Annotated in this window: 20 protein-coding genes; 11 read left to right on the top strand and 9 right to left on the bottom strand. The window is 68.4% G+C overall.

Annotated elements, in window-relative coordinates; genetic code table 11:
- Nucleotides 1–28 precede the first annotated feature (28 nt).
- The 5 genes from THSYN_RS35515 to THSYN_RS27340 all read right to left on the bottom strand — a co-directional run bounded on the left by THSYN_RS35515 (nucleotide 29) and on the right by THSYN_RS27340 (nucleotide 3,474).
- A complete protein-coding gene (locus tag THSYN_RS35515) occupies nucleotides 29–763 on the bottom strand; it encodes a hypothetical protein (protein ID WP_216644635.1) in 735 nt (244 codons plus the stop codon).
- 433 nt (nucleotides 764–1,196) lie between these two features.
- Entirely contained in the window at nucleotides 1,197–2,399 is a 1,203-nt protein-coding gene (locus THSYN_RS27355; protein ID WP_100921920.1) for an ATP-binding protein, read from the bottom strand.
- 10 nt (nucleotides 2,400–2,409) lie between these two features.
- Nucleotides 2,410–2,652 (bottom strand): hypothetical protein, encoded by a 243-nt coding sequence (locus tag THSYN_RS27350; protein WP_236848720.1) that lies wholly within the window; start codon nucleotides 2,650–2,652, stop codon nucleotides 2,410–2,412.
- A gap of 231 nt (nucleotides 2,653–2,883) precedes the next feature.
- A complete protein-coding gene (locus THSYN_RS27345) occupies nucleotides 2,884–3,195 on the bottom strand; it encodes a nucleotidyltransferase domain-containing protein (protein WP_100921919.1) in 312 nt (103 codons plus the stop codon).
- Nucleotides 3,196–3,207: 12 nt separating this feature from the next.
- A complete protein-coding gene (locus THSYN_RS27340; RefSeq protein ID WP_100921918.1) occupies nucleotides 3,208–3,474 on the bottom strand; it encodes a hypothetical protein in 267 nt (88 codons plus the stop codon).
- 556 nt (nucleotides 3,475–4,030) lie between these two features.
- Between THSYN_RS27340 and smc the strand changes: the two genes are divergently transcribed.
- Complete coding sequence (gene smc, locus THSYN_RS27335; RefSeq protein WP_100921917.1) at nucleotides 4,031–7,531, top strand: chromosome segregation protein SMC; 3,501 nt, start codon at nucleotides 4,031–4,033, stop codon at nucleotides 7,529–7,531.
- 115 nt (nucleotides 7,532–7,646) lie between these two features.
- The gene (locus tag THSYN_RS27330) at nucleotides 7,647–7,856 is read left to right on the top strand and encodes a DUF433 domain-containing protein (RefSeq protein WP_100921916.1); all 210 of its coding nucleotides are present in this window, start codon (nucleotides 7,647–7,649) and stop codon (nucleotides 7,854–7,856) included.
- Between the two features lie 395 nt (nucleotides 7,857–8,251).
- On the opposite strand, the gene THSYN_RS27325 is transcribed toward THSYN_RS27330, so the two are convergent.
- Together THSYN_RS27325 and THSYN_RS27320 are read right to left on the bottom strand one after the other, a co-directional pair.
- Complete coding sequence (locus THSYN_RS27325) at nucleotides 8,252–9,328, bottom strand: hypothetical protein (RefSeq protein ID WP_216644634.1); 1,077 nt, start codon at nucleotides 9,326–9,328, stop codon at nucleotides 8,252–8,254.
- Nucleotides 9,329–9,338: 10 nt separating this feature from the next.
- A complete protein-coding gene (locus THSYN_RS27320) occupies nucleotides 9,339–10,379 on the bottom strand; it encodes a DNA-methyltransferase (RefSeq protein WP_100921914.1) in 1,041 nt (346 codons plus the stop codon).
- 253 nt (nucleotides 10,380–10,632) lie between these two features.
- On the opposite strand from THSYN_RS27320, the gene THSYN_RS34390 reads away from it, so the two are divergent.
- The 7 genes from THSYN_RS34390 to sbcB all read left to right on the top strand — a co-directional run bounded on the left by THSYN_RS34390 (nucleotide 10,633) and on the right by sbcB (nucleotide 15,636).
- Nucleotides 10,633–10,782, top strand: coding sequence for a hypothetical protein (locus THSYN_RS34390; protein WP_157817968.1), 150 nt, complete (start codon nucleotides 10,633–10,635; stop codon nucleotides 10,780–10,782).
- A gap of 167 nt (nucleotides 10,783–10,949) precedes the next feature.
- Nucleotides 10,950–11,495, top strand: a complete 546-nt coding sequence (locus THSYN_RS27315; RefSeq protein ID WP_100921913.1) for a DUF2059 domain-containing protein — start codon at nucleotides 10,950–10,952, stop codon at nucleotides 11,493–11,495.
- Between the two features lie 503 nt (nucleotides 11,496–11,998).
- Complete coding sequence (gene rpsP / locus THSYN_RS27310) at nucleotides 11,999–12,271, top strand: 30S ribosomal protein S16 (protein WP_100921912.1); 273 nt, start codon at nucleotides 11,999–12,001, stop codon at nucleotides 12,269–12,271.
- Nucleotides 12,272–12,336: 65 nt separating this feature from the next.
- On the top strand, nucleotides 12,337–12,864 hold the full coding sequence (gene rimM, locus THSYN_RS27305; protein ID WP_100921911.1) for a ribosome maturation factor RimM: 528 nt from the start codon (nucleotides 12,337–12,339) through the stop codon (nucleotides 12,862–12,864).
- Between the two features lie 42 nt (nucleotides 12,865–12,906).
- Nucleotides 12,907–13,680 carry a tRNA (guanosine(37)-N1)-methyltransferase TrmD gene (gene trmD / locus THSYN_RS27300; protein WP_100921910.1) on the top strand — a complete coding sequence of 258 codons (774 nt, stop codon included), beginning with the start codon at nucleotides 12,907–12,909 and terminating at the stop codon, nucleotides 13,678–13,680.
- Complete coding sequence (rplS, locus tag THSYN_RS27295; RefSeq protein ID WP_100921909.1) at nucleotides 13,677–14,021, top strand: 50S ribosomal protein L19; 345 nt, start codon at nucleotides 13,677–13,679, stop codon at nucleotides 14,019–14,021. Before trmD ends, rplS begins: the two co-directional genes overlap by 4 nt.
- Nucleotides 14,022–14,184: 163 nt before the next feature.
- Entirely contained in the window at nucleotides 14,185–15,636 is a 1,452-nt protein-coding gene (gene sbcB / locus THSYN_RS27290; protein ID WP_100921908.1) for an exodeoxyribonuclease I, read from the top strand.
- Nucleotides 15,637–15,792: 156 nt separating this feature from the next.
- On the opposite strand, the gene THSYN_RS27285 is transcribed toward sbcB, so the two are convergent.
- A complete protein-coding gene (locus tag THSYN_RS27285) occupies nucleotides 15,793–16,542 on the bottom strand; it encodes an N-acetylmuramoyl-L-alanine amidase family protein (protein WP_100921907.1) in 750 nt (249 codons plus the stop codon).
- A gap of 130 nt (nucleotides 16,543–16,672) precedes the next feature.
- Nucleotides 16,673–17,056, bottom strand: coding sequence for a hypothetical protein (locus THSYN_RS27280; protein WP_100921906.1), 384 nt, complete (start codon nucleotides 17,054–17,056; stop codon nucleotides 16,673–16,675).
- Between the two features lie 185 nt (nucleotides 17,057–17,241).
- Between THSYN_RS27280 and THSYN_RS27275 the strand changes: the two genes are divergently transcribed.
- The gene (locus tag THSYN_RS27275; RefSeq protein WP_100921905.1) at nucleotides 17,242–17,925 is read left to right on the top strand and encodes an ankyrin repeat domain-containing protein; all 684 of its coding nucleotides are present in this window, start codon (nucleotides 17,242–17,244) and stop codon (nucleotides 17,923–17,925) included.
- Nucleotides 17,926–17,960: 35 nt separating this feature from the next.
- Complete coding sequence (locus THSYN_RS27270) at nucleotides 17,961–18,257, top strand: hypothetical protein (protein ID WP_100921904.1); 297 nt, start codon at nucleotides 17,961–17,963, stop codon at nucleotides 18,255–18,257.
- The last annotated feature ends 5 nt before the right edge of the window (nucleotides 18,258–18,262 follow it).

Raw genomic sequence — 18,262 nt, 5'->3', positions numbered from 1 at the left:
CCGCGCCGCGTCCTGGGCCGGACCAGGCCTACCACCAGCCGGGCGCGCCCCAGGGTGGTCCGTAGCCCGCGGGAGCGGCCGGGAAGGGGCCGTAGCCAGGCCCGTACTGCGGGTATCCGGGGCCAGCCGGGTAGGCCGGCGGGTAGGCAGGCGGATAGCCGGGGGCATACCAGGGTGGGACCTGAGGCCGGAATTGGGGCCGGCCCCCGGGCGGGGCCAGCCGCGGGCGCCCTGGAACATTGGCCCGGGGTCCGGCGGCGGCGCCCGCCGCGGCGCGCTCTTGGACGGGCGCCGGTGGGGGGGCCGCCCGCGCGGGGCGCGGCGGTATCGTCGCGGCGGGCGCCTGGGCCGCCTGGACCGGGGTTTCAGGCAGCAGGGCCGGGGCCGGGGTCGGGGTCGGGGCTGCCGGTGCCGGGGTCGCCGGTAGCGGGGCCGGGGCCGGGGCCGGATCTGCCTTTACCGCGGCTGGCGTCGGGGCGCTGGCCGGCTCCACGGTGACGCTGGGCGCTACGACCACCGGCGGCGGTGCCGCCGGTGCAACCGGCAGGGCCGCGGGCGCCGACGCCGACGGCACGGCGTGCTTGACGGACCCGACCGGCGACAAGCGTGTCGCCAGTCCCGTCGGGTCCGGCGGCACCGGTTGCCGGGTATGATTGGACCAGACCTGGAACAGCGCGGCCGTGGTCACGATGGCGACCAACCAGACCATGAGCCGGCCCAGGTCTCTGGGCTGACGCTGGCGCGGGGCTTCTGCGGGGGACATAGGCACTCCTCAACTCGCGAGCGATTCCGGCGCCCCGCGGGGCAGGGCTGAATGGCCGAACGCACTGGGACGCAAAGTCTGCACGTCCCCGCGGCTCGACGCAAACCCGGCGTTCTCGCGGACCGGGCGTCGTTGTCGTTGTCGTAATCGTGGTCGGATTATTCGATTACGACAACGACAACGACCGCGTACCCGGGATCTCGGTCACCACATCAGTGCAGTGCTGATCGCACCCGCGCCGCGGGCACCAGTCGGGCGCGTTACCCGCAATCGCAAGAACCTGAATCCGGCAATTGCTCACGCCAAGACGCCAAGAAGAAACAAAGGGATTTGCGCAGCCGCCGGAGCGCCCGATGGGTGAGCCAAATCACTTCAACAACGCCTGGAACTTCCTCGGCGAGCTTGGCGCCTTGGCGTGAGCACTTGCAGGACTTTAGGATGAGGGGGTTTCAGCCGCCGTGCGCCGCAGCGTCACCCTCACCCAGCGCTCATCCTTGTCGTGTTCCAATTCCGGCACGGTACCGTTGAAGGCGCGCATCGCGCGGATCATGCGCGGGTAGCCGCTGCCGCGCTGTTCCATCAGGCGCAGGTCCCACAGCACGTTGGCGATGGCTTCATTGCGTGAACGCGGCGTACCGCCGGCCAGGACCGACTCCGGGCGCTTGTGATTGGGCAGGGCACCCGGGCTCGTCACCACCACCCGGTCATCGAAGACCTCGACCAGGACCCGCGAGCCCAGGATACTGTAGTCCCGGTGCGCCACCGCGTTGACCACGCATTCGCGAAAGGCCGCCAGCGGCACCGGCCACTGCTCCGTGCGCTCCATCCCGACATAGCGCTCACCGTGCCCGAGCGCGCGCAACCAGCCCTCGGCACGCTGCACCTGCTCGTCGAGCCGGCCGCGCGCCTCCCCGGCCAGCAGCACCTCGGCGCCGCGCTCGGTGCCGGCATAGGCGACCAGATCCACCCACAGATTGCGCGTCGGCGGGTACGCCTGGGGGTCCTTGCCGAAACACAAGAGCCCAAACAGGGTCGCCCGCAGTGCGCCGTCGAAATCGCGCCCCAGCACCTCGCGGTTGTAGAGGTCGGTCTCCAACGCCATCCCCGGCTCGGCGTCCAGGTCCACGCCCTTGCGCTGCATGTAGTCCCGAAACGCCTGCGGCGCGATGGCGTCCGCGCTGGTGCCGGGCACCACGCGCTCCTCGGTAAAGACCAGGCCGTAGGTGTTGTACAGTTCCTGCAGTTCTGATCCCGTCGGCTCGTCATTGCCGCGGCCTCGCCGCACCAGCACCCGGCCGCGGTGGCGCAGGGGCTCAGGCCCACGCATCCGTCCGACCTCGATCCAATGGACCCACCCCTGCGCCTCCTGTCGGCGGCCGAGCCGCGCCTGGACCGGGGCGTTGAGCCCATTGTGAATGGCGTTGGTCAGCCGCTCCTGGACCTCCTCGGCGTCCATCGGCACCCCGTCGATACGCCCGTCGTTGGCGACGCCCAAGACCACCAGGCCGCCCTCGGTGTTCGCCAGGGCGCAGACGGAGTCGAGCCAGTCCTTCTCGCTCCAAGAGCGAAAACGGCCGAGTTCGGTGCGCTCGTCCTCTCCGGCTTGAATGCGTTGTGAGACCTCGGTCCAGTCCATGTGTTTCCCCTCAAAAACCGTACTTTGCCCTGCGCAGAGAGAAGGCATCGTCGCCCCGATCCAGGGTGCGGATAATCGCGCTTCGGACGTCATGTTCCTCGATCGCACCGGATGCATATACGCGACCTTGCTGCGCGTCAGCTTCCAATGCGATGACTTGATCCGCATCCCCGTTAACCACTAGATTGGCATTGTGAGTTGCGAATACAACCTGGCAATTGCAGCCCTCGTGATACCGCTCCAGCGGTTTCACGCCTGTTTCAGGCGCTTTGCGCCGTGAGGCCGACGTACCCGATCGCGACTGCGACAGGTGCCGGACGGTCCCGGCCGCGCAGTGGCCAACCCCTGGGTGACACCGCTGGAGCGGTCTCACCAGCGCCGTTTGCGCCGCGCCGTAGCGATAGGTTCCAGTACCTAGGCGGAACGCCGAAGGCGGTTTCGCCGCTCTTGGTCCTGCTGGGCCTCTGCCACACGGGCTACGGGTTCAGGCATAAACCTGCCTGCCTTCCTGTAACGCCCAATACAAGGCACTACCCGGCTGCCCGCCCCAACGCGCCACCTCGTCCACGGAATAGACCAGCACGTCGACCGGGATACGCAAGGGCCGCAATGCGCGCCGCAACCGGACCATTTCCGCCGCGCGATCGGGGACCTGCGGCTCGATGACCAGCAGGTCGAGGTCCGAGTCTTCTCCGGCATCGCCGCGGGCATAGGAGCCGAACAACAGGATACGCTGCGCGTCGGCGACCTGTGCCAGTACGCGGACGGCGGAATCGATCTGTTCCTGGCTGATCATCGGGGGCGCTCGCTACTGGTTGGGCAGTCTCTCGGGAACCTCGTCTCCAGGGCGCGGCGGTTCACTCCCGGACCGTCCCAGTATGCGATCCAACTCGGCCAAGTCCGCCCGCTGCGCGCGCTCCCGGAAGTACGCCTGCGTGCGTAGCGCCGCCGCCTTCTCCGCCACGGCCACGTTGATGAACTGATTAATGGTGGTGCCCTCCTCGGTCGCGATCTGCTTGACCTCGTCGAGTAGCGACTTCTGAAGCCGCAGGGCGTCGTTGCTGGTGACCGTCATGGGAGTCTCCGCAGGATGTTGCCGGGCCGCTCCACGCCGATCCCGCAGCGGGTCGCGGCCGGCAGGTCGTCGGCAAGGTTGACGGTGGCGATCAGGTCGGCACCACCGTTCACCGCTGCCTCCAGGACTATCTCGTCGTTCGGGTCCCGCGGCTGGGGTCGCCGTAAAGCATGGCGTTTTACCGGGACGTACGCAAGCCGTCTCGGGGGGGCGAACCGCTGCAAAGTCCGCCCGACGGTTGCAGTGACACGATCGCCGCGTCGCCTCCCCCCTTGAGCCAAAAAAGAGTATTTGGCCGCAAATTAACGCAAATAAGCGCAAATAAATTTGCTGGTTAGCATAGTCGCGGGCGTCGCCCGGACGGTGAACACGCAGTAGAGCGCAAGCCTCTGATTATTTGCGTTAATTTGCGTTAATTTGCGGCTAAACTGCTTTTTCTGGGCTGATGGGGCTTGGCCGCTCCTCCAGTCTTTCTTTCAGGCGTCACACGCTGATCGGGCGTCCCAACCCCACCCCAACGCTTGGCCCCACCCCCCGCATCCGTTACCCTGCCCGGATGCGTCTTGAAAAGATCAAACTTGCCGGCTTCAAGTCCTTCGTGGACCCGACCACCGCCCATTTTCCCAGCAATCTGGTGGGGGTGGTGGGGCCGAACGGCTGCGGCAAGTCCAACGTGATCGACGCGGTGCGCTGGGTCATGGGGGAGTCCTCGGCCAAGATGCTGCGCGGCGAGTCGATGGCGGACGTCATCTTCAACGGCAGTACGGGCAGGAAACCCGTGGGTCTGGCGAGTATCGAGCTGGTGTTCGACAACGCCGACGGGCGCGCCGGGGGTGAGTTCGCCGCCTTCAACCAGATCGCGGTCAAGCGCCAGGTCTCCCGCGACGGCCAATCCGCCTATTTCCTCAACGGCAGCCGCTGTCGGCGGCGCGACATCCAGGACCTGTTCCTGGGCACGGGCCTGGGGCCCCGCTCCTACGCCATCATCGAGCAGGGGATGATCTCGCGCATCATCGAGGCGCGCCCGGAGGACCTGCGGCTGTTCCTGGAGGAGGCGGCCGGTATCTCCAAGTACAAGGAGCGCCGGCGCGAGACCGAGACCCGGATGCGCAACACCCGGGAGAACCTGGAGCGTCTGACGGATCTCCGCGACGAGGTGGCCAAGCAGCTCCAACACCTGGAGCGCCAGGCCGACACCGCCGCGCGCTACACCGAGTACCGGGCCGAGGAGCGGCGTCTGGACCAGGACATCAAGGCCATGCGCTGGCGCGCCCTGGACCGGGAACTCGACGACCAGGACCGGCGCCTGGGCACCCTGGAGACCGACCAGGCGGCGGGGCTGGCCCGCCAGCGCCGCATCGAGGCGGACATTGAGGAGCGCCGCACCGCCTACAGCGAGGCGTCCGACCACTTCAACCAGGTCCAGGGCCGCTTCTACGCCGTGGGCTCCGAGATCGCGCGCGCCGAGCAGGCGATCCAGTTCGCCAACGAGTCGCGCGGTCGGCGCGAGGCGGAGTTGTTCCGGCTCGATCAGGAACTCACCGATGCGGGGCAGCACCTGGAGCGCGACCTGGCCCGGCTCGCCGAGATCGAGGCCGCCCTGGCCCGGGACGGACCCCAGTTGGCCGCCGCCCAGACCGGGCTCACCGAGACCGCCGCCGCGGTGGCGCTCGCCGAGGACCAGCAGTCCCACTGGGAGGCGCAGTGGGACCGCTTCAACCAGGAGGCGGCCGGTCCCGGCCAGCAGTCCCAGGTGGAGCGCGCCCGCATCACCGCCCTGGAGCAGCGCCTGGGGCGCGACCGGGAGCGGCTGCGGCGACTGGAGGAGGAGGCCGGTCGGCTGGATTTGGCGGGGGCGCAGGCGCGCGTCGCGGACCTGAGCGAGCGCGCGGAGGGGTTGGCCGAGCAGTGCGAGGCACTGGAGACCCGCCAAGCGGCCGTGGCCGCGGACCTGGCCGGGCGGGAGGCCGCCGCGCGCTCCCTGAGCGCCGACCTGGACCTGGTGCGTACTGGGCTGCAGCAGGCCAAGGGGCGGCGCGCCTCCCTCCAGGCGCTGCAGCAGGACGCGCTGACCGATCGCGACAAGACGCTGACCGCCTGGCTCGCGGCCAACGGCCTGGCCCAGGCGCCGCGCCTGGCCGATCGGCTCCAGGTGGGCGCGGGCTGGGAGTCGGCGGTGGAGACGGTGCTCGGGCCCGCGCTCAAGGCCGTGCCGGTGCCGGACCTGCGGCCCCTGGCGGCGGGCGGGCTGACCCCCGGCCTGGTCCTGATCGACACCGCCGTCCCCGCGGCCCCGGGCGGCGGCGGCCCGGGGACCCGACTCGCCGGCCTGTGCCAATCCCCCTGGCCGCTGGACGCCCTGCTCGGTGCGGTGCAGACGGCCGCCGATCTGACCGAGGCCCTGGAGCGGCGCGCGGACCTGGCCCCCGGCGAGCGGTTGATCACCCGTGACGGCACCGAGATCGGCACCAACTGGCTGCGCACCCCGGCCAAGGGGGCCACCGACGGGGTGCTGGCCCGCGCCGAGGCGCTCAAGGCCCTGGAACTGGAGCTCGAGTCCCTGGCCGGGCGGGAGCAGGCGCTCGCCGCCCAAGACCAGGCCCTGCGCAGCGCCCGCGCCGAGGCCGAGCAGGCCCGCACCGCGAGCGCCCAGGCCCTGGCCGCGCTCAACCGGGAGCTGGCGGGCGTACGCGCCGAGCTGACTGGCCAGCGCGCCCGCGCTGGCCACCTGCTGGAGCGCCAGGAAGCCCTGGCCGCCGAGAACGCGGACCTGACCAGCCAGTGCGAGGACGCCATCGCCGACATGGAGGAGGCGCGCGAGCGGCTCCACGAACTGCTGGAGGAGGTCGAGCGCCTGGCCGAGCAACGCGAGCAGCTCGCCCGTGAGCGCGAGACCCTGCGTGCGGCCCTGACCCAGGCGCGCGCGGCCGAGCGCGCCGCCCGCGACCGCGCCCAGGGCCTGCGGGTGGGGGTCGAGGCCAATCGCGCCGCGCGCGAGGCGACGCTGCTCAGCCAGTCCCGCGCCCAGGACCAGCAGGCGCAACTGCGCGGGCGGCGCGACGAACTGGAGGCGGCCATCGAGGAGTCGGTCGAGCCGCTGGCCGAGCAGCGCGAGCGGCTGGACGAACAACTCGCCCGCCGGGTGGAGGTGGAGGCCGAACTGGCCGCCGCCCGCGAGCGTCTGGAGTCCCTGGACCAGGAGGTCCGCGCCCTGGAGCAGGAGCGTCACCGGGTGGAGCAGGCGGCCCAGCTGCTCCAACGGGACCTGGATGCGCTGCGCCTGGAGCGCCAGGAGCGCCTGGTGCGCCGCCGCACCCTGGAGGAGCAGCTCGCGGAGGCGCAGACCAACCCCGAGGCCGCGCTGCGCGACCTGGACCCGGCCGCGGACGAGGCGACCTGGCAGGAGCGCCTGACCAAGCTCGGTGCGCGCATCCAGCGCCTGGGCGCCATCAACCTGGCCGCCATCGACGAATACCAGGAGCAGTCCGAGCGCAAGCGTTATCTGGATGAGCAGCACGCCGACATCGCCCGCGCCCTGGACACCCTGGAAGGCGCCATCCGCAAGATCGACCGCGAGACCCGCACCCGCTTCAAGGACACCTACGACCAGGTCAACACCGGTTTCCAGGTCCTGTTCCCGCGCCTCTTCGGCGGCGGTCAGGCCTACCTGGAACTGACCGGCGAGGACCTGCTGGAGACCGGCGTCACCGTCATGGCGCGCCCCCCCGGCAAGCGCAATTCCAGCATCCACCTGCTCTCGGGCGGGGAGAAGGCGCTCACCGCCGTGGCGCTCGTGTTCGCCATCTTCCAATTGAACCCCGCCCCCTTCTGCATGTTGGACGAGGTCGACGCGCCCTTGGACGACGCCAACGTCGGGCGCTTCTGCGAGCTGGTCCGCTCACTGTCCGAGCAGGTGCAATTCATCTTCATCAGCCACAACAAGGTGACCATGGAGATCGCCGACCATCTGCTCGGCGTCACCATGCACGAGCCCGGCGTCTCGCGGCTGGTGTCGGTGGACGTGGAGGAGGCGGCGCGGATGGGGGCGGTGGGCTGAGGCCGCCGCGATCTCGTGACACAGATCCCGAGAACCGACCCGTAGGATGGGTAGAGCGCAGCGAAACCCATCGTTGGTGCTATCGGCAGCCGATCGCATTCCGAGGTGAAGATCCATGGTCAACACAGTCATTCACCTAGACCCCGCGGTGATGGGGGGGACGCCCGTCTTCGCGGGCACACGGGTTCCGATCGCCACCCTGATCGACTATCTGGAGGGCGGTGAATCGATCGACGACTTTCTCGACGGCTTTCCCAGCGTGCGCCGTGAGCAGGTGATCGGCTTCCTGGAAGAGGTCAAGGAGCGGACCCTTGCCGCGGCTTAGGGTCTTGCGCGCGCACTGATCGAGGAGCGCGGTTGCGGGAGCCGGGGCGGGGGGCATCGGGTCGGCTCGGCGTTGCTGGACCCAGGCCACTGCAGGCCCCGGTCGCGCGCCATGACCCAACGGGGTCGAACATACCAGCTCAGGGCAACGCCCTGGGGTACCGTTGTTGAATGGGCGAGCCCTGTAAGGGCGTGACATCGGTGTCCGGCGTATCGGTCCACCCCGTTATGTCACGCCCTTACAGGGCTGGACTGCTTCGCATCCCCAACCCAGGGCGCTGCCCTGGGCTGGTATGTCTCGCCCCTTCGGGGCTTAGGCAGCGGCAGAATCAGCCAGTGTGCTGTGCGGACCAGTGACATTGCGCTGACCTCCACTGTCCGTATTGGGCCTGATGATCAGGAGTCAGTAACCAGGGCGAGCCAGCTTGCCAGGTCCATGAGCCGCCCGGTTTCGACATGCGTGCGTATCTGCTTCGCGGCCCCGCGGCCAGAGTCCCCGTAGGCCGCCAGCATCCCCTGGGGATTGATGTGCACGACATAGGTGAACAGCAGTGCATTCTGCCGACGACGTTCACAGGCCGCTTTGAGGCGTGCCGCGTCGAACTCGTTCGTGATCAGGGTGTAGGAGAAATTCTGCCCGGCCGATTCCAGGCGGGCATAGGCCTCGAAGTCGCTCAGGAACTGTTCTTCCCGATCCGCACGGATGCTCCACTTGGCGCTGATCAGGTTTCGCTGTCCCTCGCCCAAGATCGCAAGATCGACCTTTTTGATCTTCTCATTCGGCGCTGGGGCGTGGAAACCCGGCAGGTCATGCAACAGGGCTCGGTTGCGAATTTTCAGGCGATCGGCGCCGCTCAGGCGGGAGATGACCGCGGCGATGACATCCTCGAACCCTTCGCCAACGAGATTGCGTCTCTTGTTCTCTTGGTTCAAGTGTGCGTGAATACGCCGCGTCAGGTTCCGGAATGCGTCGTCGGGTGGGCGCTGATCCATCCACGGCGACAGCGCTTCCCGGATGATTCCGACCAATTCGGGGTCTTCGCCCGGCTCGGGAAAGCCTCTGCCAGCATAAGGGGCACGCTGCTTCTCGTATGTCGCGCTACGGGAGGCAATGGCCTGGCTGGCAAGGTCGCCGATGGCCTCGCGAAAGAGCCAGTCGATGGCATCACCCAGGTCGGCGGGTGCCAAACTAAGGGCGGTCGCCAACCAGTCGTGAAACGCGAGGCTGCGTTCATACCAGGGCCGTCCCGGCTGGGCCTTGTCCGATTCATAACAGTGGGCGAGTGCGGTCGTGCGATCGATCCAGAGCAAGAGTCGATAGACGTGCCACCAGGCATTTTCGGGGGTGACAGCCCCATTGGCGTCAAAGTAGCGCTTGAGCAGGCGTGCTCGGTTGTCCGCCCCGAATACCCGCTCGATCGCTTCGGTCGCCGTTGCGGGCACTGGTTCTTCCGGCTGATCTGGTGTGCTCATGGCGAAGGGTTCACAAGGGCAGTGCCATATTGAGGCCGTCGAGCCGGTCGGACAGGGCGTCCCGGGCCATCGCGGAGGGTTCGATGAGCACCGCGTTCAGCCCGAGTTCGATCGCCACCTGTCCCGAGGTGCCGCTGCCGGCAAAGGGGTCCAGGATGGTGTCGCCAGGCCGGGTGGTGGGGAGCAACATCTGTCTGACCAGGGAGCGCGGCCACATGGCGAGGTGCCGATAGGGTGAGGCCTCGGGGTTGATCTGCCACAGGCCGTCGGGGGTCGCGTCGCTGTCTGCAAGGACTTGGTAATCGGTCTGCCAGACGGAGCCGCAATTGGCCCGATCGCCGCGTCGAATGCTGGAGCGGGCCGGGATGTCGATGGCCTTGCGATCGAATCGATAGTCGGGCCTCTTGGAGAAGAGAAAGAGGAACTCGTAGTTGCGCGAGGGTCGGTCGAGCGTCGGCTCCGGCATGGCGTTGCCCCGCGCTTGTTGGGTCTCGAGGTTCACCAGCGACTTGGCCCAGACGATGGTGCGTCGGCAGATCCACTGGGGCCCGGGTGCCGCGCCGACAAAACGGCGGAATTCCGAGTCGGTCATGGCGAGGTGGAAGCGGAAGGGCACGCCGATTTCGGACTTGTGTCCGATGGTGGGAATGTAGTGCTTGAAGAATTCCGGCTGTTGGCGCAGCGATTCCGCATAGCCCTTACCGCCGGCAGCAAAGCGGCCGTTGGAGCCGTCCGGGGCGTTGGTGGTGCCCTTCTTGCCTTGCCGGTTGTTGTAGGTGTCTGCCAGGTTCACCCACAGGCACCCGTCGTCCTTCAGTACGCGCCATACCTGGTCGAAGCAGTCGAGCAGGTGGCGCACGAATTCATTGGGGTGGGATTCGTGTCCGAGCTCCCCTTCCCAGCCGTCGGGCCAGGTGGCAGTGGTCCCGTAGCGCCGGAGCAAATAAAAGGGTGGGGATGTCAGGGCGACCTGGACCGAGGCATCGGGTAAGCCGCGCAGACCGGTCAGTGCGTCGGTTTCGAGTAGTTGGAGGGGGTCGGCTGTGGTCATCGGTCTTTCAAGCGCTTGCGGGTCCTACGGCGATCGGGTGACCAGTATACGCTAGCTGAGTCTGACCCCCGGTGCGGCGTGGTCCGAGGGACTCAAGTCCGCTTCATGGTGCTCGCTGTGCGGCGCCTCCCGCTTCGGTCCACGCCGTAACTGCCTGGGTGGAAAACCGAAGTTTTTCCGGAAGGCGGTGTTAGGGTGGGTAGCTTGCCCTCCAACTGCGTCAGGTAGGCGTGCAGCGCGTGCAGCCGCTGCCGTGACCGCGGCATGGGCGTGGGCTCGCGCCCCGGGGGCGGCCTGGAAGACCGTGACCCAGACCACCGGGCCGGTGATCGCAAGCACCCTGGTGCTGCTGGCGGTGTTCGTGCCGATCGCCTTCTTTCCGGGCCTGTCCGGGGAACTGTAGCGCCAGTTCGCGCTGACCATCTTCGGCGGCATCCTACGGCGTTCGAGGGACCACATCGGTTTGGATCACACCCGTCCGCGCCCCGCCCGTTGACTTGGCAAACCCGGGCTGCTAGCGTGCCGCGCCTCCCCTGTTCCCACCGCTCGTCACCTTACGAAGGAAGTGCCATGTCAATGCTCCCGCGGGTCCTGCTGTTGGCCCTCATTGCGGCCCAGGCGGCCGGCGCCGCCGATCCCGCGCCCGCTGTGCCGGCGCCGACCGCGGCCTCGGTCAAGGAATTGATTACCCTCACCGAGTCACGCAAGCTCGTCGATGGGGTCCCCGGAGAGGTCGAGTCCGCGATGCAGTCCGCGATGCAGGAGGCCTTCGGCAGTGAGGACCTGACGCCGCCGCAACAGAAGGTCGTGGATGAGATGGGGGCCAAGGCGACCGCGCTCTTCAGGCAGGAGATGGGCTGGGGCGTGCTGGAGCCGCTGTTCATTGCGGTCTATACCAAGACCTTCACCCAGCCCGAGATCGACGGCATGATTGCCTTTTATAAATCCGAAGCCGGCCACGCGGTGATTGCCAAGATGCCGCTGGTCATGCAGAACACCATGGAACTGGTGCAGGAGCGCATGATGATGCTGGAGCCCAAGCTGCAACAGTTGCAGCAAGATGCGCTGGAACAGTTGCAGGCGACCGAGAAGGAGGAAACGCCGCCGCCCAAGTAGACCTAGGTGCCCTTCCCGCGTTGGCGGGGGAGGGGCGAGCGGAGGCTGCCGACGCGGACCATCAAAGGCGAGTGCCCCGGTAGGTGGGGGTGACAAGGTGGCTTCGTCGGGGCGCGCGGGGGCCCTTGAAGCGGGTCGCAACTGCCGCGAAGGTCGCGGCGACCTCGGGATCGGCAGGACGCGGACCCGCACGCCGTGCGCGTTCCGCGGCGCGGCCCTGGAGGCGGGCCCTAACGCCGCCCGCGGGTCAGCAGCGGGGTGGGCCGGACCGGGGCCGCGGCTTCAGATGGGCATCGCGCTCGCTCTGCCCAGCCTACGGGCTCTCCGATACAGGCTTCCGTCACGCCCGGATTTCTGTATACTTACGCGTTTGCTGCGGGGCCGCCCGCGCACCGTTTTTTTTCACGCGCCCACCTTGAACAGGACCCCAACGGGACCTGCCCGGGATCCGACGGATTCCGGTCGCTGTTTGGGGGGCCATTCGTCTCTAGCTAGGACAGACCATGGTCACGATCCGTTTGACTCGCGGCGGTGCCAAGAAGCACCCCTTCTACCAGATAGTGGTTACCGATATCCGCTCGCCCCGCGACGGGCGCTACATTGAGCGCATCGGCTTCTTCAACCCCACCGCCAAGGGCGGCGAGGTGCCGTTGCGGGTCGACCGCGCCCGTGCCGAGCACTGGATCGGCAAGGGTGCCCAGCCCACCGATCGCGTGCGCCAGCTCCTGCGGCAGGCCGCCCGCGAGGCCGCGGCGGCGCTTCCGGCCGCGGCCTGAGGGTCGCGTCGGGTCGTCCAAGTCTCTCATCTGCAACGCCACGTCTCCCCTGGGTCACATTGATCATGCCTGAGGATGCGCCTGACGGGTCAGGGCCCGGTGGGCAACGCCTGGTCCTCGGACACATCGATGGTGTCTACGGGGTCCGCGGTTGGGTCAAGGTCTTCTCCGAGACCGCGCCGCGGGAGGGCATCCTGCGCTATTCGCCCTGGCTGCTCGGCACCGCGCCGACGCCGCGCCGGGTGGCGGAGGGTCGGGCGCACGGCAAGGGCGTGGTGGTCCGGCTCGAGGGCTGTGACGACCGTGACCAGGCCGCGGCCCTGGTGGGTCAGGAGATCGCGGTCACCCGCGACCGGCTGCCCCCGCCCAAGGCGGACGAGTTCTACTGGATCGACCTGGAGGGGCTGGCGGTCGAGACCCTGGAAGGGGTTGCGCTGGGGCGGGTGAGCCACCTGTTTTCGACCGGCTCCAACGATGTCCTGGTGGTGGTCGGTGAGCGTGAGCGCTTGCTGCCCTTCACCTGGGACGCGGTGGTCCGGGCCGTGGACTTCGAGCGTCGGCTGATCCAGGTGGACTGGGACCCGGACTTCTGACGGGCCTAGCGCCCGCGGCGGACCCGGGTCAGCGGAGTGCCCATGCGTTTTGATGTGGTTACCCTGCTGCCGGACCTCTTCCGCATCCTGCTCGATCAGGGGGTGACCGGCCGTGCCCTGACCCGGGGCATCGCCGAACTGCACCTCTGGAACCCGCGGGACTATACCCACGATGTCCACCGCACCGTCGATGACCGCCCCTATGGCGGCGGCCCCGGGATGGTGATGAAGGTGGAGCCGCTGCGCGACGCGATCGGCGCCGCCCGGGCCCAGGCACCGGGGAGTCGGGTCGCCTACCTCTCGCCGCAGGGGCGTCTGCTCGATCAGGCGGCGATGGGTGAGTTAGCCCTGGCCGGCGGTTGGATTCTGGTGGCGGGCCGCTACGAGGGGATCGACGAGCGGTTGATCGAGCATGAGGTGGACGAGGAGTGGTCCATCGGCGACTACGTATTGAGCGGCGGTGAACTGGCGGCCATGGTGGTCATGGACGCGGTGATCCGGCTGCTGCCGGGGGCCTTGGGCCACGCCCAGTCCGCGGCGCAGGATTCGCACACGGACGGGCTGCTCGATTGCCCCCATTACACCCGCCCGGAGCTGGTGGCGGGGCAGTCGGTGCCGCCGGTCTTGATCGGCGGTGACCACGCGGCGATTGCGCGCTGGCGCCGCCGCGAGGCGCTCGGGCGGACCTGGCTCAAGCGGCCGGAACTATTGGCGCGGCGGGGCCTGGGTCCAGAGGATCAGGCGCTGCTCGATGAATTTATCCAGGCCCGCCGAACTGCCGGGTTGGGGTTAGCACAGGAGCTTAGGAAACCATGAGCAATATCATACAGGCGCTCGATGCCGAGCAGATGAACCGCGAGGTTCCGGATTTCGCCGCCGGCGATACCGTGGTCGTTCAGATCAAGGTCAAGGAGGGCGAGCGCGAACGTCTCCAGGCCTTCGAGGGCGTGGTCATCGCCAAGCGCAACCGCGGGCTGAACTCCGCCTTCACGGTGCGCAAGATCTCCCACGGCGAGGGGGTGGAGCGGGTGTTCCAGACCTACAGCCCGGTGATCGCCGAGATCCAGGTCAAGCGCCGGGGTGACGTGCGCCGCGCCAAGCTGTATTACCTGCGCGGGCTCACCGGCAAGGCCGCCCGTATCAAGGAAAAGCTCTAACAGGGTCCGCCGCCCGGGGTCACCGCATGGGCTGGGGCTATGAGGAGCGGCGGACCCTTGGGTCTGACCGATTTTCTCTCCGGTGCGGGTACTCGGGTTCGGTGCGGTGGGCTCTGGTATAACACCATGACCGACGGTCCTCAAAGGGCCGGGTGAGGTGCGAGTGGCCGCGACCTTTTACTGGCACGACTACGAGACCTGGGGCGTCGACCCGCGGCGGGATCGCCCCTGCCAGTTCGCCGGGCAGCGCACCGACGAGGACCTCAACCCCGTCGGCGAGCCCCTGGTGCTCTATTGCCGGCCCGCCCTGGACCTGCTGCCCCAGCCGGAGGCCTGTCTGGTCACCGGCATCACGCCCCAACTGGCCGATGCAAAGGGTTTGATCGAGGCCGAGTTCACCGCCGCCATCGCGGACGTGTTGAGTGTCCCCGGCACCTGCGGGACCGGCTACAACAGCATCCGCTTCGACGATGAGGTCACCCGCCACCTCCTCTACCGCAACCTGCGCGACCCCTATGCCCGCGAGTGGCAGCACGGCAATTCGCGCTGGGACCTGATCGACATACTGCGCCTGGCCCAGGCCCTGCGCCCGGAGGGTATCGTCTGGCCGCTGCGCGACGACGGCACCGCCTCCTTCCGACTGGAAGACCTGACCGCGGCCAACGCCATCCCGCACGCCGGTGCCCACGATGCCCTCATCGACGTGCAGGCGACCATCGCGCTCGCGCGACTGCTGCGCCGTGCCCAGCCGCGGCTCTATGACTATGCCCTGCGGCTGCGCGACAAGCGTGAGGTGCGGACCATGCTGGAGAAGGGCGAACCCCTGGTGCACGCCTCCGCCCGCTTCCCCGCCGCCCTGGGGTGCATCGCCCCGGTGGTCGCGGTGGCCCAACATCCGACCAACGGCAACGGTGTAATCTGTCTGGACCTGCGCGCCGACCCGGACCAATTGCTGGATCTGTCGGTGGAGGAACTGCGCCGACGGCTCTTCACCCCGAGCGCCCAGTTGCCGGCCGGGGTCGAGCGTATCCCGCTCAAGACGGTCCAGGTCAACCACTCCCCGGTGCTGGCCCCGCTCAAGACCCTGACGGCAGCAGCGGCGGCGCGCTGGTCCATTGATCCGGCCCAGGTCGTGCGCCGGGCCCAGACCGTCAGGGACAAGGCCGCGGCCATCCGCGCGCGCGTCCAGGCGGTGCATCAGCCGGCGCCCGAGGGGCCGAACGGCCAGTCAGCAACCGACCCGGACCTGATGCTCTACTCCGGGGGCTTCCTGTCGGATGCCGATCGCCGGACCCTGGAGCGCGTCCGCGCCCTGGCCCCCGCGGACCTGGCCGCGGCCAATCCCCGTTTCGCCGACCCGCGCCTGCCGCAGATGCTTTTTCGCTACCGCGCCCGCAACTGGCCCGAGACCCTGAGTCCAGAGGAGCGCGAGGAGTGGGACGCCTGGCGCCTTACCCGCCTTACCGACCCCCAGGCCGGCGGGAGCATCCAGTTGGATCAGTACGAGGCCCAGCTTGCCGCGCTGGCGCAGACCCATGCCGCCGACCCCGCCAAGCGCCAGGTCCTCGATCAGTTGGGCGCCTGGGCCGAGGCGCTGATGGATGCCGGGGACTGAGGATGAGCGACAATCGTTGTCGTTGTCGTAATCGGAGAAGCGATGCACTTTGGGGTGCGAGAGAATCCAGGACGCTCCGATAACCTCGATTACGACAACGACAACGACAACGACAACGAACTTGGCGCCTTGGCGTGAGAACTGCTCTTCCCGGGATTACCCGGGCGGCAACGCGTCGCAATAGTCCTGCACCGCGGCGAGAATCGCCGCCGCGATCCGTTGCTGGTAGGCACCCTGGGCCAGCAGTGACTCCTCGTCGCGGTTGAGGATCACCCCGGCCTCCAACAGCACCGCCGGCATGGCGGCCCCCTTGAGCACCACCAGGTCGTCGAAGCGATAGAGGCCGAGCCTGGCATCGAGCAGGGGCCGGTGCTCGCCCGCGATCGGTTCGGCATGGTGCAGGGTCGGCGTCAGCCCCCGCGCCGTGAGCGAGCGCCCGAGCAGCTCGGCGAACCGCCGGCTGCGCTCGGCTTGGCGATTCTTGGCGGAAACGAAGAGCGAGAAGCCGCGAAAGTGATCGCTGTAGGGTCGGGTGACGCCATCCAGGGTCCAATTTGACAGATAGCGCGGCTGCACCGAGTCGTGGTGGATCGACAGTAACAGGTCGGCCCCGCGCCGTGCCGCCTCGTCCGTGCGCCCCCGCAGCGACTGGGCAGTGCCGTCGGCGTTGATCACAAAGCTGCGGCGGAACCCGCCGGCCGCGAGTACGTCGGCCGCCGCCGCGGCCAGGTCGCGATTGAACCGAAACTCGGGCACGCCGCGCGCGCTGACGGCGCCTGGGCTGCGCAGCGAGTGCCCGACATCGATGGCGACGACGAAAGCGGCCGGGGAACAGGCACGGGCCGGCCCGCCGTGGTAGAGGATGACCAGCAACACCAGGCCGATCAGACGGCTTTTCTCCGACATGTGGGGGTCTCCAGAGTGGGCCTAAGTCTTCAACCCAGAAAAAGCAGTTTAGCCGCAAATGAACGCGAATAGACGCAAATAATCATAGACTTGGCCTTGGCTGCATGTTCACTGTCCGCGTGACGCCCGTTCAGAGGCCCTGACCCTCCTTGGTCACGATCATCCGCTCCACGTCTGCCAGCCGCAGTTCCCGCCCATCCAGGATGCGGACCACGCGGCCCTGGATGTCGCGTCGGTGCGCCTGGTAGCGCGTGATGGCCCCAGTGTTGGCGTTGACCACCTGGACCTCCACCACCTGATCGCCCAGTGCCCAGTCGCGGTACAGGTACCAGCCGCTGCCGAGCAGCATGACCGCCACCACGCCATAGGCGGCCCAGCGGACTGCACCGGCGGGAAGCAGCGGGGGTCGCGGCGGACCGTCGGCCAGGGGCCGACCCCGGCCGCGCAGCCGCTGCCGGATGAAAAAGAAGGCGGCGAGCACCACCGCGGCGGTCAGCAGGAATTTCCAGATCATATGGATTGGCTGTCGGTGAGTCCGTGAGAAGTGGTGGAACCGCGGAAACGATGATGTGGCAGGCCCGCGGCCGGATCGACAGGCTAACACGAGCGCACCCCCGCCTTCCCGGGTTGCGGGTCCGTACCCCTGCCGTTTACCATCCCGTCCGCCTCTCCAGTGACCCGTTCAGCCGACCCGAGCCCATGCGTCAACCATCCTACCTGTCGGCACCGCTCCCGGCGCTCCTGTGGGCGCTGCCGCTCCTGGCGGCCCTGGCGGCGGGCTGCGGCTGGTCGGCGCCGCCGACCGTCAATCTGCACCGGGCGGTTCAGGTAGGCGATCTGGACCAGATCAGACGGCACATCGCCGCCGGGACCGACCTGAATCAGCGCGACGGCAACGGCGACCTGCCCCTGCACCTCGCCGCCCGGGCCGGTCAGGTCGCCGTTGCGCGTGAATTGGCGGACCACGGGGCCACCCTGACGGCCCGCGACAGCGCTGGCCGCACCCCCCTGGAACTGGCCCTGACCCACGGCAGGACCCAGGTCGCCGTCCTGCTGGTGCAGTTGGGCGCCCCGCTGGAGGCCCAGGCGATGCTGGTCACCCTGGTGCACGCCGGGGTCTGGGACCGCGACAGTGTCGACTTCCTGCTGCGCCGCGGGGCCGACCTGAACCGGCCCGACGCCCAGGGCCGCACGCCGCTGCACCTGGCGGTCACCCTGGGCCACCTGGAGACCGTCAAACGGCTGATCGCCCGCGGGGCCGACGTCAACCGCCCCGATGGGGCCGGTCGGACGGCGCTCGCGCTGGCCCGTGCCCGCGACCCCAGGCAACCGAACACCGCCGACATCCAAACGGCATTACAACAATCCGGCGCCCGCCCCTGAGCGGTGCGGCGCCCCAACCCTTGGGAGAGACAGCGATGGCAGAAACAGTGGAGGACCTGACCGTTTCCTACACGGAAGACGGGATCGAGACCAGCAAGGAACTGGACAAGGTGATCCTGTCCAAGGGCAGTTGGACCACCATCATCTTCCGCTATCAGGACTGGGACAAGGCCAAGGAGGTCTATGGCCCGGACAAATTCACCATCCGCCGCTACCAGAAGCGCGCCGGCGAATACCGCCAGCAATCCAAATTCAACATCTCCAGCCGCGCCCAGGCGGAGGGGCTGATCAAGGCGTTGCAGGGCTGGTTGGGGGAGGGGGGCGACGAATGATGGGC

Origin of the sequence: Candidatus Thiodictyon syntrophicum, assembly GCF_002813775.1 — a bacterium.
GTDB classification, from domain to species: Bacteria; Pseudomonadota; Gammaproteobacteria; order Chromatiales; family Chromatiaceae; genus Thiodictyon; species Thiodictyon syntrophicum.
This window is presented reverse-complemented; position numbering and strand designations above follow the sequence as displayed.